Below are 14,983 nucleotides of genomic sequence, written 5' to 3'. Positions count from 1 at the left end.
GGCGAACGGCTACGGATTGGTCACATTGAAGCGACGATAACTATCGGTAATCGAATGGGCACACTACGGCGAAACGGCTGGCATAATGTTTCATCCCATAACCGGGAATGCACGACATTTGTCAGACCGCCGACGCATATCACCCTCTCCCGGTTTACTGCATTATTCCACCTTTTCCCCCACTTCTCCCCAGAACCCTGCGCCCACCCGCGCCGCGAGCCCTCACCACCGCCCCCATCCGAACGAGCAAGGGCGAGACCCACCACGGCACGTCCCAGGCGGGCACGACAAGGACACCGCAGGCCCACCGCCTTCCAGGGCCGCCTCTGCCGCCTCCGCGGACAGACCCACGCTCCACCCCGGGACAACCCGCCATGAACGCCACTGACCGCGTCGACGCGGGGATCGCCCGTGCCCGGAGGGCGTCGTCGCCGGGGCCGGCCAGGAGCTCAGCGAACGCGAACGGCCCGCACCCCCCTGGGGATGCGGGCCGTGTCGCGAAACGGGAGAAGCGGTCAGTGGCCGTGGCCGTGACCGTGACCCTGGCCGTCGGCCGGGGCCTCCTCCTCGGGCTTGTCCACCACGAGCGCCTCGGTCGTGAGCAGCATGCCCGCGATCGAAGCGGCGTTCTGCACCGCCGACCGGGTGACCTTGACCGGGTCGATGACGCCCTGCGCGAGCAGGTCGCCGTATTCGCCGGTCGCGGCGTTGAGGCCGTGACCGGCCTCCAGCTCGGCGATCTTGTGGGTGACCACGTAACCCTCGAGACCGGCGTTCTCGGCGATCCAGCGGGCCGGCTCGACCAGCGCGCGGCGCACGATGCCGACGCCGGTGGCCTCGTCGCCGGACAGCTCGAGGTCGTCGAGGCCCTTGGCGACGTGGATCAGCGCGGTGCCGCCGCCGGAGACGATGCCCTCCTCGATCGCGGCGCGCGTCGCGGAGATCGCGTCCTCGAGGCGGTGCTTCTTCTCCTTGAGCTCGACCTCGGTGGCGGCGCCGACACGCAGCACGCACACACCGCCGGCGAGCTTGGCCAGGCGCTCCTGCAGCTTCTCGCGGTCCCAGTCGGAGTCGGACTGCTCGATGGCAATCTTGATCTCCTTGACGCGGTCCTCGATGGCCTGGGCGTCGCCGGCGCCGTCGACGATGGTGGTGTTGTCCTTCGTCACCACGACGCGGCGGGCCTGGCCGAGCACCTCGAGACCGACGTGCTCCAGCTTGAGGCCGATCTCCTCGCTGACGACCTGGCCGCCGGTGAGGATGGCCATGTCCTGCAGCATCGCCTTGCGGCGGTCGCCGAAGCCCGGGGCCTTGACGGCCACGGAGGTGAAGGTGCCGCGGATCTTGTTGGTCACCAGAACGGCCAGGGCCTCGCCCTCGACGTCCTCGGCGACCACGAGCAGCGGCTTCTTCGTCTGGGCGATCTTCTCCAGCAGCGGCAGGAAGTCCGCGATGGAGGCGATCTTGCCCTGGGTGAGCAGGATGTAGGCGTCCTCGAGGACGGACTCCATCCGCTCGGGGTCGGTCACCATGTAGGCCGACAGGTAGCCCTTGTCGAACTGCATGCCCTCGGTGAACTCGAGCTCCATGCCCATGGCGTTGGACTCTTCGACGGTGAGCACGCCGTCCTTGCCCACCTTGTCGAACGCCTCGGCGATCAGGTCGCCGATCTGCGCGTCCTGGGCGGAGATCGTCGCAACGTTGGCGATCTCCTTCTTGTCCTCGACCGGCCGGGCGGTGGCGAGCAGCTTGTCGCTGATCGCCTTGGCGGCCTTGTCGATGCCGCGCTTGAGCGACAGCGGCGAGGCGCCGGCCGCCACGTTGCGCAGGCCCTCGCGGACCATCGCCTGGGCCAGCACCGTCGCGGTGGTGGTGCCGTCACCGGCGATGTCGTTGGTCTTGGTGGCAACTTCCTTGGCGAGCTGGGCGCCGAGGTTTTCGTAGCGCTCGTCCAGCTCGATCTCACGAGCGATGGTCACACCGTCGTTCGTGATCGTCGGCGCACCGAACTTCTTGTCGATGACGACGTTGCGGCCACGCGGGCCAAGGGTCACCTTCACGGCGTCCGCGAGGGCGTTCACGCCACGCTCTAGCGCGCGGCGGGCGTCCTCGTCGAACTCCAGGATCTTCGCCATAGCTGAAAGTCCTCTCCTAGCGTCGAAAGCCCCGGTCGCCCCTTGGAGCGCCCGGGGCTCGACGCACCGGCTTACTTCTCGATGATCGCGAGAACGTCGCGGGCGGAGAGCACGAGGTACTCCTCGCCGCCGTACTTGACCTCGGTGCCGCCGTACTTGCTGTAGAGGACGATGTCGCCCTCGGAGACGTCGAGCGGAATCCGCTTGTCGCCGTCCTCGTCCCAGTTGCCGGGGCCCACCGCGAGGACCTTGCCCTCCTGCGGCTTCTCCTTGGCGGTGTCCGGGATGACCAGGCCGGAAGCGGTGGTCTGCTCGGCCTCAAGCGGCTGAACCACAATGCGGTCGCCGAGCGGCTTAACGGGAACCTTGGTGGCGGTCGTCACGATCGGACCTCCCCTTCAGATTTGAATGATCTAGAAGAGGCGACCAGCTGGGCCTGCCGTCGCGGGTGTCAGACCTGCCTCGTCGCACGTTGGCACTCTCAAGGGGAGAGTGCCAACAGGAAACATATGCAAGAGGGGCTTGACAGTCAACACGAACGCGTCTGCTGAGAGCGATCAGGGTGCCGGCAACAAGGCGCTATCAGCGTAATGGCCGGTCATACAGGGGTTAGTAAAGATCCTCCTGCCGCGAGATTCGCGAGCGCGCGTGTCGCGCCGTCCTGACGACCCGGCATCTTCTGGTAAGCGACCGGGCCACCGTTCCACGCTATCCCCCGCGCCCCACCGCTCCGGCCGGATCCCCGCGCCGCGGGTACGTCCCCGGTGCCGCTAACGTCGTGTGACGTGGACCTCGACGCCTTCAACGAGCTGCTGACCCCGCGCGGGCGGCGGGCGCTCGCGGAGGCCGGCGAGCTCGCCGGCGCCGACCCGGTGGCCGCCGCCACGAGGCTGCGCAGGACGTATGACGCGGCGCTCACCTCGGCGGCGCTCACCCAGGCGGGGCTCAGGGAGCGCGCCACGGCCAAGTTCGGCGAGGACGCCCGGCTGATGTACTTCACGCCGCACGGCCTTGAGCAGGCCACCAGGACGGAGGTCGCCGGGCACCGCGCCGCCCGCCTGGTGGCCGCCCGCGCCCCGGAGCCGAGAGTCGCGGACGCGTGCTGCGGCATCGGCGGCGACCTGCTGGCGCTGGCCCGCGCAGGCTGCGCCGTGGAGGCCGTCGACACCGACCCGCTGACCGCCGCCGTGGCCAGGGCCAACGCCGAGGCGCTCGGGCTTGGCGACCGGGTGACGGTGCGCGTGGCCGACGCGGCCGGCGTCGAGCCGGAGCGCTACGACGTGCTCTTCGCCGACCCGGCACGGCGTACGAGCAGGGGCCGCACGTTCGACCCCATGGCCTACTCGCCGCCCTGGCCGGTGGTGCTCGACCTCGTCTCCAGGGCTCGTGCGGCCTGTCTCAAGGTCGCCCCCGGCATCCCCTACACGTTCATCCCCGAAGGGGCGGAGGCCGAGTGGGTGTCCTTCAAGGGCGAGGTGAAGGAGGCGACGCTCTGGACCGGGGCCGGCCGGAAGGCGGACCGCCGGGCCACCCTGCTGCCCGGCGGCCACACCCTCACGGCCACGGGCGTCCGGGCCGCCACGGGCCCGCCGGGCCGGTACGTCTACGAGCCCGACGGCGCCGCCATCCGCGCGCACCTCGTGGGCGAGGTGGCCGAGATCGTCGGCGGCCGCCTGCTCGACCCGATGATCGCGTACATCACGGGCGACGACCCCGTGGACACCCCATGGGCGGCGAGGTACGAGATAGACGACGTACTTCCGTTCTCGCTGAAGAAACTACGCGCCGCACTTCGAGAGCGGAAAATCGGAAATGTCACCATCAAGAAGCGCGCCTCAGCCGTCGACATCGAACGCCTGCGCAGCGATTTGCGACTCAACGGGGACAGAACAGCCGTCGTCATCCTGACCCGCATTCTTGATAAACCATCGGTCATCATCTGCAATCCACCATCACCCCGCTGAGCAGGCATCTCGGGCATTCTTCGGTTTCGAGCGATCTTTCCATTCGGCGCTGACGGACCTTGATCAAAAGGCTAAGGTGGGCGGGCGGGAGTTCTCCCCAGTGCGGTTAACCGTGTTCTCGCTCTTTCATCTGCAAACCTGACCTACCCCACCGCTGCGCGGCAGACCGTCGGCGAGCGAAGGAGCTTTCGGTGGATCATTCCAACCACACCACCCTTCTTCAGGCAGGCGGCCATCTGGCCATTTCAGAGAGAATGCGAGACCTGCTGCAGCGCGCCTCCCAGGATCACGTCTACGAGCAGCGCACCCAGGGCGCCATGCTCGACGAGATCCGCCAGCGGCTCGAAGGCATGGAGTGGCTCCTGCGCGAGGTGCGCGAGCGCGAGCTCGGCGGCCTGAGCGGCACCCTTGAGGCGGTCAACGGACGGCTGGACGACATCACCGCCAAGCCGCCGATGTGGGCCGAGGGCCTGGCGCAGCACGTGGAGGCGGTCCGCGACCACGTCGACGCCGTCGGCGAGCGGGTGAGCGGCGTCGACGCCCGTGTCGCCCCGATGTCCGAGCTGCCCGGCCTGCAGGCCGGCGTCGGCACCGTCGGCGAGGGCGTCGACGAGGCGCTCAACCGCCTGCAGGCGGTGCTCGACACCGCCGACGGCATCACCAAGGGCATGTCCGACTTCGCCACCAGGCTGACCACGCTCAGCTCCAGCATGGAGGCCGCCGCCGGCCGCTTCACCAGGCTCGACCGGTCGATGGCCGAGCTGGCCACCCGCACCGACCGCGTCGAGGGCGTGATCAGCGACCTGTCCGAGGGCATCGCCGACTCGGCCGAGCAGACGCGGGCCCGCCTCGACGCCGCCGAGCAGCGCATGGCTGCCCGCCTCGACGAGACCGACCAGCGCCTCACCGCCCGGCTCGACGAGGCGGGCCAGCACCTCACGACCCGGCTCGACGACACCGACGAGCGGCTCACCGTGCGCCTGGAGGGCACCGACCGGCGCCTGACCGCCCGGCTCGACGAGACCGACCAGAGGCTGGCCAGGAGCCTCGTCGAGGCCGACGAGCGGCTCGCCATCCGGCTCAAGGAGGCCGACGACCAGCTCACCGGCCACCTCTCCGACATCGAGCAGCGGCTCGCCGCCAGGCTCGACGAGACCGACCGCCACCTCGCCGTCCAACTCGGCGAGAGCGAGCAGCGCCTGACCGCCCGGCTCGGCGGCGTGGACGCCAGGCTCGACCGGGCGGAAAGCGCGCTCTCCGGCCTCGACACCAGGGTGGCCGACTTCGGCGGCCGGCTGGAGTCCGCCGACGAGTGCCTGGCCGACATCGACACCAGGATCGACGGCCTCGACACCCGGGTGGGCGGCGTCGACAAGCGCCTCGCGTCGATGGACGGCCAGCTCGGCGCGGTCGACAAGCGCCTCGGCATCCTCGACGGCCATCTGGGCCGCCACGACGACCGCTTCGACGCGCTCGACGTACGCGTCGACGCCCGCTTCACCGCCCTCGACGAGCGCATGTCCGGCACCGAGCAGCGCGTGGGCGAGAGCACCACCCGCGCAGAGGGCCGCTTCAACCGGCTCGACGGCCAGATGGACGCCATCGACGAGCGCCTCGGCGAGGCCGAAGAGCACCTGAGCAGCCGCTTCGACGCCATCGACGGCCACCTCGGAGGGCTCGACAGCCGCTTCAACGTCCTCGACACCCACGTCAACGGCCTGGTCACCCGCGCCGAGCAGGCCAGCGAGCACCTGGAGTCCGTCGACGACCGCATCGAGTCGGTCAACCAGCGCGTCGGCCAGCTGCCCGCCACCCTGGCCATCCCCGAGCGGATCGGCGAGCTGATCCGCTCGCAGACCGGCGACCAGGCCGAGCGGCTGACCACCGCCGCCACCGCGCTCACCGAGCTGGTCAGGACACGTCCCGACCGCGACGAGCTGGCCGAGACGGTCACCGGCATCGTGCAGCCCGCCGCCGAAGACCTCAACAAGCGTCTCGGCGCCCTGGAGGAGACCATGCTGGCGCTGGCCGAGGCCCTGCTCCGCCCGACCAGGGCGAAGGACTGACCGCTCGCGCGGGCACCCGCCGGCCTGCCCGCGCCCTACACGTGCACCGTCGTGATCGGGAGCGAGGAGTCGGCCGGGATCTCCAGGGTCGAGGGGGTGATGCCGGCCGCGACCAGGTCGGAGCCCAGGGCGGCGACCATGGCGCCGTTGTCGGTGCACAACCCGGGCCGCGGCACCCGCAGGCGCACACCGGCCGCCTCGCAGCGCTCCTGCGCCAGCGCGCGCAGCCGGGAGTTGGCCGCCACACCGCCGCCGATCAGCAGATCGTCCACCCCGTATTTCCTGCACGCCTGCAGCGCCTTGCGGGTCAGCACGTCGACCACGGCCTCCTGGAACGAGGCGGCGACGTCGGGCACGTGCACGGCCTGCCCTGACGCCTCGCGGGCCTCGACCCAGCGCGCCACGGCCGTCTTGAGCCCGGAGAAGGAGAAGTCGAGCGTGCCGTCGTCCAGCTTGCCGCGCGGGAACGCGATCGCCTCGCCGGAGCCCTCGCGCGCGGCCCTGTCGATGTACGGCCCGCCGGGGAAGGGCAGCCCCAGCACCCGCGCCACCTTGTCGAACGCCTCACCGGCCGCGTCGTCCACGGTGGAGCCGAGCGAGATCACGTCTTCGGCGACGTCGGGCACGAGCAGCAGCGACGAGTGGCCGCCCGAGACCAGCATGGCGACGCACGGCTTGGGCAGCGGCCCGTGCTCCAGCTGGTCGACGGCGACGTGGGCGGCCAGGTGGTTGACGCCGTAGAGGGGCACGCCGAGGCCGAGCGCGTAGGACTTGGCCGCGGCCACCCCGACCAGCAGCGCGCCGGCGAGCCCTGGGCCCGCGGTCACGGCGACGGCGTCGATGTCGGAGAACCTCAGCCCGGCCTCGGCAAGGGCGGCCTCCACGGTCGGCGTCATGGCCTCCAGATGGGCGCGCGAGGCGACCTCGGGCACCACGCCACCGAACCTGGCGTGCTCCTCCATGCTGGAGGCGATGGTGTTGGCCAGCAGCGTGTGACCCCTGACGATGCCGATGCCGGTCTCGTCGCAGGAGGTCTCGATCCCCAGGACCAGCGGTTCGTCAGCCATCGAGCTTCCTTCTCATCATGATCGCGTCGGTGCCGTCGTCGTAGTAGCGGCGGCGGGTGCCGATCTCCTCGAACCCGAAATGCCGGTAGACCGTCTGCGCGCGCGCGTTGTCGGCGCGTACTTCCAGGAAGATCTCCCGCGCTCCCCTGCGCTGCGCCTCGGCCAGCAGCTCGGTGAGCATCGCGCTGCCGATGCCGGTGCCCTGGTGTTTCTCCAGCACGGCGATGGTCTGGACGTCGGCCTGGTCGGCCGCGGCGGCGAGCCCGGCGTAGGCGACGATCTCGCTGTCGACCAGGGCCACCACGTAGTGGCGCGTGCGCGGCATGTCGGCCAGCTCGCCGCGCATCATGCCCTCGCTCCACGCGTCGAGCGGGAAGGTGGCCTGCTCGATCGCCATGACCGCCGGCAGGTCGGCCTCGGTCATCGGCCTGAGCTTCACGCCGTCACCCTCTTCGGCGCGCCCGGCACCACGGCGTCGGGCCTGCGCAGGTAGATCGGCCGGGGCGGACCGAGCGGGGCGCCCTCGGCGAGCCGCTCGGCCGCGAGCGCGGCCAGCGCCCCCGCGCTGGGGTACGGGGGCACGTCGCCCCCGTTTCCCAAAATTTCGGGATATAGCGCAGCACCCGCTCCCACGACCGGCAGCCCCTCCACCGGCACCTCCGCGGGCCGGTCGACGAACGGGCCCTCGGCCCGGGTGCGCATGTCGGCATAACGCCCCCAGAACACCTCTTTGCGCCGCGCGTCGGTGGCCACCAGGAACGGCTCTGCCAGGCCACTGCCGAACGCGACCGCGTCGAGCGTGCACACGCCGTAGGAGGGCACGCCCAGCGTCGTGGACAGCCCCTGCGCGGTCATCAGGCCGACACGCAGCCCGGTGTAGGGCCCGGGGCCACTGCCCGCCACGACGGCCGTGACGTCGCGCAGCGACGCCCCCGACTCGGCCAGGACACGCTCGATGGTGGGGGCGAGCAACTCGCCGTGGCGCCGGGCGTCGATCGTCGTCGACTCGGCGAGCACCCGCTCCCCGTCGTGGAGGGCGGCGGTGACGGCGGGTGTCGCGGTATCAAAGGCCAGGACCAGCACGACTGTCTAGCGTACCCGCCGTAAAGGTCTCTCCCGGCCGTTACCGGCACGCCCGGCGACAAGCCGGTGCGGGACAGTGTCAGGCCCAGCCCGTACGCCGCCGCAACCAGTCGAGCGCCACCACGCCCTGCGCCCGCTGGAACGCCCTGACCGTGGGCAGCCCCGGCGGATCGGGCAGGCGGCCGTGGTGGACGAAATAGCCGGCCATGGCCGCGACGGTCGCGGTCACGGCGGGATCGGGGTCGGTGCACAGCTCGTACGGCGGCGGCCCGCCCTGCATGCCGACCGACGGCAGCAGGTAGACCCGGTCGACCCAGGGCGCGCCCAGACAGGCCCACGGCCAGTCGACGAAGTAGACACGTTCGTCGGTGAGCAGGATGTTGTCGGCCCGCACGTCGGCGTGGACCAGGGTGTCTCCTGCCGCGGCCGCCGCCCAGCCCGACTCCAGCCCGGCCAGCTCATCGAGGTGGCGCAGCGCCCACGGGTCGAGGCCGGTGGTGTCCTCGTCGAGCAGGCTGCGCCAGCCGTCGAACGAGCCGAACGTCTCGCCCAACCGCGGCACGTCGATCGGTGAGGGTGTGAGCGCGGCCGACATCTCGTCGAGGGCGTCCAGCACCCGGTCGAGCTGGTCACGCCGCCACGGCAGCTCGGGATGCGCGCCCTCGACGTCCTCGAAGACCAGCGCCACCCAGCCGTCCAGCTCGAAACCCGTCAGCAGGCGGGGCGCCGGCACGGACGCGGGCAGGGCTGCCGCGATCTCGAGCTCGTTCTGGTACATGCGAACGCTGTCGGCGTTCGGCTCGGGGCCGACGGCCTTGACGAACGCCCGCCGTCCGCCTTCGGTGCGCAGCCGGACGGCGGCCGCCGGCGTGAAGCCGCCGGGCTGCGTCGTCGCCTCCGCCACGCGCCCGCCGAGGAAACGTTCGACCGCCGCGCGTACCGGCGGGTGCACGTCGTGCCACGGCACGCGGGCGCCGGACGCGGGCGGAATGGTGTCCGCACTCATGTCTTCATCGTCCCGGGGGACGCAAGCGGATTTCAGGCCCGGGACGCGTACACGATGATGTTGTCCAGGTATTCGCCCTTGGCATAGTCGAACTTGCCGCCGCAGGTGACGAGCTTGAGCCCGTCCTCGACGTAGACGCGCTTGGCGGGGAAGTCGTCCTTGTGCACCTGCTCGATCCCGTCGACCTTGAACGTCACGGTCTTGCCGTCGCTGCGTTCGACCTTGACGGTCTCGCCCTTGCGTAAGTTCCTGAGCTTGTAGAACACGGCGGGCGCCGTCTTGGTGTCGACGTGGCCGATGATGACCGAGGCGCCCTTCTCGCCGGGCACCGCGCTGCCGGTGAACCAGCCGGCCGTCTTCGGCTTCTCGTACGGCGGCAGCTCGACCTCGCCGTTCTTCAGCAGGTCGAGCTCCATCAGCGGGGCCTCGACGTCGATCGACGGGATGTCGATGCTCTCCGGAACGACGGCCTGTGCTGGAGTGGTGCCGGTCTTGAGGTTGTTGCCGAACGCGACCAGCAGCAGTCCCGTCACGGCGCCCGCGAGCACCACCCGTCCTGGGCGGGCCACGGTCTATGCCTTACGGCGCTTGACCGCTATGCCGACGCCGGCGGCCAGCGCCAGCGCGACCAGCGCGCCGGCGGGGCCGAGCGGGATGGACGACTCTTCGTCGGCGTCCTTCGCGTACGTGCCGCCCCCGCCTGCCTTGGGCGCCTTGGTGGGCACGCCGGTCGGGTCGTCGTCGGGCTCGGCCGCGACGACCCTGAGCGTGGCCCTGCCCATGTCGTTGGTGCCGTCGCACTTGACGTCGACGCGGTAGCTGCCGCGCTTGACCGTCCCCGAGACCTGTGCCTCGCCGCGCACCCACGGCGAGCCGTTGGCCGGGGTGGCGGTCGGGGTGGGGGTCACCGACGCCGCGGGGACCGGGTTGAGCGTGACGCCGTTGATGAAGGCCTTGGACGTCGCGGTGCCGGTGTGGGCGGGGCCGCCGGTCGGAACCGGGCAGTTGGCCAGGATCCACACCGTGGACGTCTCGCCCGCGGTGACGCGGTCGGGGTTGAGCTGCACCGAGATGGTCTGCCTGGTGGCCGTGGGGCTCGGGCTGCCGCTGGCGGTCGGGGCGGCGGTGGTGCCGCTGGCCGTGGGCGAGGGTGTCGTTGTCGGATCGGTCTCGGCCGAGGCTGTGCAGCCGGTCAGACCGAGAATGACGATGGCTCCCGCGTACGCGACTCGCCTGACCCTGAGCACCGGCCGCACCCCACTTTGCCGTGTTACACCCCAGCATCCACCAAAGAGATGGATGTCGCCCCTCCTGATACCCAGAAATTCTGGGCGAACCCTAGTCAACGATCATGATTTACATCATCGGCCGGGTACGTCAAGGGTGCCAGCATTGCCGGAGCTTGACCGCCGTTTTACTCTTCCGGCGGCTCAGACGGCGTGTCGGCCCATCTTTCGCCCACGCCGCGCAGGGTCACGAGGCGGGCCTCGTCGCCCGCCTCGCGGTCGATGTGGATCTCCAGCCGGTCGTCGGCCAGGCCCTCGACGAGCCCTTCGCCCCATTCGACGACGGTGACCGACTCCTCCAGCGAGGCGTCCAGGTCGAGGTCGTCGACCTCGAGATCGCCGCCCAGCCGGTAGGCGTCGACGTGGACGAGCGGCGGCCCCTGGCGCAGCGACGGGTGCACCCTGGCGATCACGAAGGTGGGCGAGGTGATCGGGCCGCGTACTTTGAGGCCTTCCGCGATGCCCTGCACGAGCGTGGTCTTGCCCGCGCCGAGCGGGCCCGACAGGACCAGCAGGTCTCCGGGGCGCAGCCGGGCGGCCAGGCGGGCGCCATAGGCGCGCATGTCCTCAGGGGTCGCGAGCCGCACTAGAGCTCCACCCTCTTCGCCAGGTCACGCAGCGCGTCGTTGACGATGCCCGGGCGCTCCAGCTGGATCAGGTGGGAGGTGTCGGGCACCTCGGTGAGCTGCGCCTTGGGCAGCGCGGCGGCGATGGCCCTGCTGTGCTCGGGCGGCGTCAGCCAGTCGCTGTCGCCCACCAGGATCGCGGTGGGCACCGGGTCGAGGACGTGCAGCGCGGAGAGCTTGTCATGGTTCATCAGCGCGGGGTAGAAGTCGGCGACCACCTCTGTCGGCGTCGCCCTGATCATCGACTCGGCGAAGTCGACCAGCGTCGGGCTGACGTTCTTGGAGTCGCCGAAACCCATGTAGCGGGTGATCAGGAAGGCGATGTCGCTGCCCGCGTGGCGGGTGCGGTCGACCAGCGCGCCCCGCTTGCCCAGCATCGACACCGTGGTGGGGGCCATTTTGTGCACGACCTTGGACAGCAGCGCTGGCAGGCCGAGGGTGAGCTCGGCCAGCTTGCCCGCCGAGGTCGCGACGAGCGCGGCCGCGCGGATCCTCTCGCCGAACAGCTCAGGACGGCGGTCGGCGAGGGCCATGATCGTCATGCCGCCCATGGAGTGGCCGACCAGCACGCACGGGCCGGGCACGTGGGCCTCGATCACCTCGGCCAGGTCGTCGCCCAGCCGGTCGATCGTGCTGTCGTCGGAGCCGGCGCGCTGCGAGCGGCCGTGGGAGCGCTGGTCCCACAGCACGAGACGGTAGTTTTCCCGCAGATCCTTACGCTGGTAGTGCCAGGACTCCAGGCTGAGGCAGTAGCCGTGGCAGAAGACGATGGTCAGCGGCGCGTCGTCCGGCCCGTCGATCTCGACGTGCAGCGCCTTGCCGTCGGAGGTGACGAGCGTGCGCTCCCTGCCCCGCAACTCGCCGAACGGCTCGCTGGCCTCGTCGTCGGGGCGCAGCCTGATGCGGCCGACCGCATAGCGCTTGGCCAGCGCCGCCGCCGCGACACCGGCGGAAGCCGCACCGACGAGCGCGCCGGCGATCCCCACCCTGCGCCGTCTTGTCGTCGTCATCTCCCCGACCCTTCTCCCGCTCATGCCCGCCGCGAGGTGCTCCGAGTCCTGTGCGCGTAGACCCTCGGCACACGCGAACCGATCCTGGTCACGATCTCATGCGTGATCGTGCCGAGAGTATCCGCCCACTCCTGAGCGGTCGGCTCGCCCTCGTCACCCGGCCCGAACAGCACGATCTCGTCGCCCGCCGACAGCGCGTCGTCGCCCATGTCGATCATGAACTGGTCCATGCACACCCGGCCGGCGATCGTCCTGCGCCGCCCACCCGCCAGGACCTCGGCCTTTCCCGTCGCGTGCCGCAGGATGCCGTCGGCGTACCCGAGCGGCACGAGCCCGAGCGTGGTCTCGCGTCCGGTGACGTAGAGGTGGGCGTAGGACACCCCGGAGCCCTCGGGGACCCGCTTGACCAGCCCGGCCCGGGCCACCAGCGTCATGGCCTGCCTGAGGCCGAAGTCGCCCAGCTCGGGGATGGGGCTCAGGCCGTAGATCGCGATGCCGGGCCTGACCAGGTCGTAGCGGGCCTCGGGCAGGGTCACGGTGGCGGCGGAGTTGGCGATGTGCCTGATCACGTGGGAACCGGCCGCGCCCGCCTGCTCGGCGAGCTTCAGCGCCGCCTCGAACGCCTCCAGCTGACGCCCGATGGACGGGTGGCCGGGGATGTCGGCGCAGGCGAGATGGGACCAGAGCCCGGCGATCGCGACGGCGCCCTCGGCCTGCAACCGCAGCGCCGCGGCCAGCAGCGCCGGCCAGGCGGCGAGCGGGCAGCCGCCCCTGCTCATGCCGGTGTCGGCCTCCAGGTGCAGCTTCACGGTGCGGCCCGTGCGCCGTGCGGCGGCGGCGATCTCGCCGAGCATCCCCTCGTCGGAGGCCGACAGCTCGACGTCGGCCTGCACGGCGTCGTCGAGCGGCTCTCCCGGGGTGAGGAGCCAGGACAGGATCGGCGCCGTCACGCCGCCCTCGCGCAGCGCGAGCGCCTCCCCGACGAACGCGGTGCCGAGCCGGCTCGCGCCGCCCTGCAGGACCGCCTCGGAGGCGGGCACCAGACCGTGGCCGTAGGCGTCGGCCTTGACGGCGCCCATCAGCTCCGCGCCGCCGGCCAGCTCTTTGAGCAGGGCCACGTTGTGCCTGATCGCGGCCAGGTCGACCCGAGCCTGCGCGGGCGTGGTCATCGGGGAGTACATCCTTCTAGTGTGGCAGGTCACGCACGTGGTCGAGCGCGATTATCCTCTCCCACGACCCCCGCCGCCCGCCAGGCCGTACCGCCTGATGGGCCGCCTGATGGGCCGCCTGGTGGGCCGCCGCTCACGGCGCGGATGGCCGCGGGGACGGCGGTGGCCACGTCGGCCGCCGTCAGCGGCGCGCCCACGGCGGCCAGCCCTCCGGCCAGCCCGTGCAGGTAGGCGCCGCAGGACGCGGCGTCGTAGCAGCTCAGACCCTGCGCGAGCAGCGAGCCCGCGACCCCGGACAGCACGTCGCCCGTACCCCCTGTGGCCAGCCACGGCGAGCCGGTGACGTTGACCCGCACCGGCCGCGCGTCCTCGGCCACCACCGTGGTGGAGCCTTTGAGCAGGACGGTCACGCCGAGCTCCGCCGCCGCCCTGCGGGCGTATTCCAGCCGGGCCGCCTCGATGTCGTCGCGCTCGGCCCTGATCAGCCGGGCCAGCTCGCCCGCGTGCGGGGTGATCAGCACGGGCGCGCCGCGGCGCAGCAGCCCGCGGTCCCTGGCCACCAGCGTCAGCCCGTCGGCGTCGATCAGTACGGGCACGGTGGAGGCGAGCACCTTGGCCGCCAGCTCGTGCGCCCAGTCATCGGTGCCGAGCCCCGGCCCGAGCACCCATGCCTGCACCCGCCCGACGCCGTCGATCGAGGGCCGGTCCAGCTCGGTGACGACCGCCTCGGGCCAGTGCGCACGCACCTGCGCGACGGGCGCGTGCCGTCCCGCGTAGCGCACCATGCCCGCCCCGGCGCGCAGCGCGCCGCCCACGGCGAGCACGGCGGCGCCGGTGTAGAGGTCGCTGCCCGCCGCGACCCCCAGGACTCCCCTGCGGTACTTGTCCGACTCGGTGGCCGGCCGCGGCAGCAGGACGTCGACGTCGCAGCCGGTCAGCGCGGCCACGTCGGGATCGGGCAGGTGGTCGCCGAGCCCGATGTCCACCAGTTCGACCGCGCCCGCGCAGGCCGCGCCGGGATCGACGAGCAACCCGGTCTTGTACGCCCCCATCGTCACGGTCACCTTGGCCCGCACGGCCGCGCCCGGCACCCGGCCGCTGCTCGCGTCGGCTCCGCTCGGCACGTCCACGGCGACGATCGCGGCGCGGGCGGCGTTGGCCTGCGCGGCGAGCTCCGCGTACGGCTCCCGCAGCGCCCCCGCCGCCCCGATGCCGACGAGCCCGTCGATGATCAGGTCGGCGTCGTCGATCGCCGCCCGGTCGACGACCCGGCCGCCCGCCCGCGTGAAGGCGACCAGGCCCGCCTCGTGGGTCTTGGACCCGGCCAGGACCGCGCCTACTCTGGCGCCTCGCCGGGCCAGCCGCTCGCCCGCGTAGAGGGCGTCGCCGCCGTTGTCGCCGCTGCCGACGAGGAGCACGACGCGCCGGCCGTACACCCGGCCGAGGAGGTCGGCGCAGACGGCGGCGAGCCCCGACGCGGCCCGCTGCATCAGCGTGCCCTCCGGCAGGAGGGCCATGAGCGCGTGCTCGGCGCCACGGATCTGGTCGGCGGTGTAGGCGGTGCGCATGAT

At 71.6% G+C, this 14,983-nt stretch carries 14 protein-coding genes; 2 read left to right on the top strand and 12 right to left on the bottom strand.

From position 1 onward, the window contains the following. Positions 1–515 precede the first annotated feature (515 nt). Complete coding sequence (groL, locus tag ABGB14_RS26480) at positions 516–2,135, bottom strand: chaperonin GroEL (RefSeq protein WP_347646511.1); 1,620 nt, start codon at positions 2,133–2,135, stop codon at positions 516–518. Between the two features lie 71 nt (positions 2,136–2,206). Next, on the bottom strand, positions 2,207–2,521 hold the full coding sequence (groES, locus tag ABGB14_RS26475; protein WP_197093639.1) for a co-chaperone GroES: 315 nt from the start codon (positions 2,519–2,521) through the stop codon (positions 2,207–2,209). Between the two features lie 399 nt (positions 2,522–2,920). Here groES and ABGB14_RS26470 point away from each other — a divergent pair, with 399 nt between their 5' ends. Next, complete coding sequence (locus ABGB14_RS26470) at positions 2,921–4,099, top strand: class I SAM-dependent methyltransferase (protein WP_347646510.1); 1,179 nt, start codon at positions 2,921–2,923, stop codon at positions 4,097–4,099. A 191-nt stretch (positions 4,100–4,290) separates the two neighbouring features. After that, positions 4,291–6,165 (top strand): hypothetical protein, encoded by a 1,875-nt coding sequence (locus ABGB14_RS26465; protein WP_347646509.1) that lies wholly within the window; start codon positions 4,291–4,293, stop codon positions 6,163–6,165. Positions 6,166–6,200: 35 nt separating this feature from the next. Here the strand turns inward: ABGB14_RS26465 and tsaD are convergent, their stop codons facing one another. The 10 genes from tsaD to ABGB14_RS26415 form a co-directional block, all read right to left on the bottom strand. Next, the gene (tsaD, locus tag ABGB14_RS26460) at positions 6,201–7,232 is read right to left on the bottom strand and encodes a tRNA (adenosine(37)-N6)-threonylcarbamoyltransferase complex transferase subunit TsaD (RefSeq protein WP_347646508.1); all 1,032 of its coding nucleotides are present in this window, start codon (positions 7,230–7,232) and stop codon (positions 6,201–6,203) included. After that, complete coding sequence (rimI, locus tag ABGB14_RS26455) at positions 7,225–7,656, bottom strand: ribosomal protein S18-alanine N-acetyltransferase (RefSeq protein WP_347617699.1); 432 nt, start codon at positions 7,654–7,656, stop codon at positions 7,225–7,227. Before rimI ends, tsaD begins: the two co-directional genes overlap by 8 nt. Positions 7,657–7,667: 11 nt before the next feature. Beyond that, on the bottom strand, positions 7,668–8,315 hold the full coding sequence (tsaB, locus tag ABGB14_RS26450; RefSeq protein WP_347646507.1) for a tRNA (adenosine(37)-N6)-threonylcarbamoyltransferase complex dimerization subunit type 1 TsaB: 648 nt from the start codon (positions 8,313–8,315) through the stop codon (positions 7,668–7,670). 79 nt (positions 8,316–8,394) lie between these two features. Next, positions 8,395–9,321, bottom strand: a complete 927-nt coding sequence (locus ABGB14_RS26445; protein WP_347646506.1) for an aminoglycoside phosphotransferase family protein — start codon at positions 9,319–9,321, stop codon at positions 8,395–8,397. Between the two features lie 32 nt (positions 9,322–9,353). Next, a complete protein-coding gene (locus tag ABGB14_RS26440; RefSeq protein WP_347646505.1) occupies positions 9,354–9,890 on the bottom strand; it encodes a class F sortase in 537 nt (178 codons plus the stop codon). Between the two features lie 3 nt (positions 9,891–9,893). Beyond that, entirely contained in the window at positions 9,894–10,568 is a 675-nt protein-coding gene (locus ABGB14_RS26435) for a hypothetical protein (RefSeq protein WP_347646504.1), read from the bottom strand. A gap of 167 nt (positions 10,569–10,735) precedes the next feature. Beyond that, positions 10,736–11,194 (bottom strand): tRNA (adenosine(37)-N6)-threonylcarbamoyltransferase complex ATPase subunit type 1 TsaE, encoded by a 459-nt coding sequence (gene tsaE, locus ABGB14_RS26430; RefSeq protein WP_347646503.1) that lies wholly within the window; start codon positions 11,192–11,194, stop codon positions 10,736–10,738. Then, positions 11,194–12,243, bottom strand: a complete 1,050-nt coding sequence (locus tag ABGB14_RS26425) for an alpha/beta hydrolase (protein ID WP_347646502.1) — start codon at positions 12,241–12,243, stop codon at positions 11,194–11,196. The genes tsaE and ABGB14_RS26425 overlap by 1 nt, the downstream gene beginning before the upstream one ends. 20 nt (positions 12,244–12,263) lie before the next feature. Beyond that, positions 12,264–13,412 (bottom strand): alanine racemase, encoded by a 1,149-nt coding sequence (gene alr, locus ABGB14_RS26420; RefSeq protein ID WP_347646730.1) that lies wholly within the window; start codon positions 13,410–13,412, stop codon positions 12,264–12,266. Between the two features lie 29 nt (positions 13,413–13,441). After that, on the bottom strand, positions 13,442–14,980 hold the full coding sequence (locus ABGB14_RS26415; RefSeq protein WP_347646501.1) for an NAD(P)H-hydrate dehydratase: 1,539 nt from the start codon (positions 14,978–14,980) through the stop codon (positions 13,442–13,444). Between the last annotated feature and the right edge of the window lie 3 nt (positions 14,981–14,983).

Origin of the sequence: Nonomuraea sp. B10E15 (genome assembly GCF_039871615.1) — a bacterium.
Taxonomy (GTDB): domain Bacteria; phylum Actinomycetota; class Actinomycetes; order Streptosporangiales; family Streptosporangiaceae; genus Nonomuraea.
Note: the sequence above shows the minus strand (reverse complement) of the source record. Positions and strands in the feature narration are given on the sequence as shown.

Excerpts from the sequence above, each read along its gene's own strand:
- groL (WP_347646511.1), bottom strand. The coding sequence starts at position 2,135 with ATGGCGAAGATCCTGGAGTTCGACGAGGACGCCCGCCGCGCGCTAGAG.
- tsaD (WP_347646508.1), bottom strand. The coding sequence starts at position 7,232 with ATGGCTGACGAACCGCTGGTCCTGGGGATCGAGACCTCCTGCGACGAG.
- rimI (WP_347617699.1), bottom strand. The coding sequence starts at position 7,656 with ATGACCGAGGCCGACCTGCCGGCGGTCATGGCGATCGAGCAGGCCACC.
- ABGB14_RS26445 (WP_347646506.1), bottom strand. The coding sequence starts at position 9,321 with ATGAGTGCGGACACCATTCCGCCCGCGTCCGGCGCCCGCGTGCCGTGG.
- ABGB14_RS26425 (WP_347646502.1), bottom strand. The coding sequence starts at position 12,243 with ATGACGACGACAAGACGGCGCAGGGTGGGGATCGCCGGCGCGCTCGTC.
- alr (WP_347646730.1), bottom strand. The coding sequence starts at position 13,412 with ATGACCACGCCCGCGCAGGCTCGGGTCGACCTGGCCGCGATCAGGCAC.
- ABGB14_RS26415 (WP_347646501.1), bottom strand. The coding sequence starts at position 14,980 with ATGCGCACCGCCTACACCGCCGACCAGATCCGTGGCGCCGAGCACGCG.